The sequence below is a fragment of the Paenibacillus paridis genome (assembly GCF_006345825.1).
GTDB classification, from domain to species: domain Bacteria; phylum Bacillota; class Bacilli; order Paenibacillales; family Paenibacillaceae; genus Pristimantibacillus; species Pristimantibacillus paridis.
Window position 1 is genome coordinate 1 of record NZ_VCIX01000061.1, and the last position, 1,035, is coordinate 1,035.

General features: G+C 34.8%; 1 protein-coding gene. It reads left to right on the forward strand.

Annotated elements, in window-relative coordinates; all coding sequences use genetic code 11:
- Positions 1 to 454: 454 nt before the first annotated feature.
- On the forward strand, positions 455 to 1,035 hold a 581-nt coding region (locus FJQ58_RS02225; RefSeq protein ID WP_139990808.1), incomplete at its 3' end, for a type I restriction-modification system subunit M N-terminal domain-containing protein.

The following is a 1,035-nucleotide window of genomic DNA, read 5'->3' on the forward strand; positions in this document are numbered from 1 at the left end:
GAAATATAATCTAAGTGTTGTTATATTGTCAATATGTGTTTCACATATTTATAATATTTGAGCGGAGGTAGTTCTGAAATACCCTGAGGTGAACTTATGTACAGCCAACCTCAGGTGAATTTCAGGAAAATGACCGCTAAGATTTTCTGATGAACTAACGTGTAATTAATTGTGTATAACTTTAACTTAAAAAAAGTATAGACAATACACTTGACTGAGTTTGGTGGAGTATGGTATATTTTTATCAACGGTAAAACAAACAAAAGAAAGGAGATGAAAGAATGAGAGTTTATTGCATGGGTGAAATTGGTTGAAGCCTCTGCCCAGATAGGTGGATAGCACATAAACACTGCTACATATTGATGAGGTCAACTTGGATATATAAATCCGATTATTTAAAAAATGAATTNTAATGAGACGATATAATTAATAATAATTAAAGAGGTGAATTATTTTGCGTGATACTTTGATAAACAATGCGGAAAAAGATGTATGGATAGTATTCGATATATTACGTGCGACCTTAGAACAGCGCCAAGTTAAAAATGTTTTAATGCCGATGATAACATTAAAGTATTTGTCGGAAAACGATGATCATGGATTTAATATACCCGAAGCTTCAAGGTGGGACCGTGTTACCGCTATAGGGGTTGATTTTGGGGAAAGATTACGTGCGGCCTTTCAGCATCTAGAATATGAAAATCCTAAATTAGTCAATGTTTTTACGGATACTTTTATTATGCCAAGAGACGAAATGAGCCTTTTTAAGGTGGCGGATTCCGTTTTAAATCGTTTGAGCTTTAAACGGTCCTTACTTCATAATCCCGATCCTTTGTTCGGAACATTATCAGTCTATATAGAAGAGGTTTGGAATCAAATTTTATCCAGAGAAGGCGCCTTGGGCAGCAGTGAGATCTTAAGTCCTAAAAGCATTACAACTTTACTCTCCCAATTAATTGATAAAAAACAAGGTTTAATTTATGACGGAACATCGGGGTTGAACAATTTCCTCATTGAGTCATATCGTTACGCGGT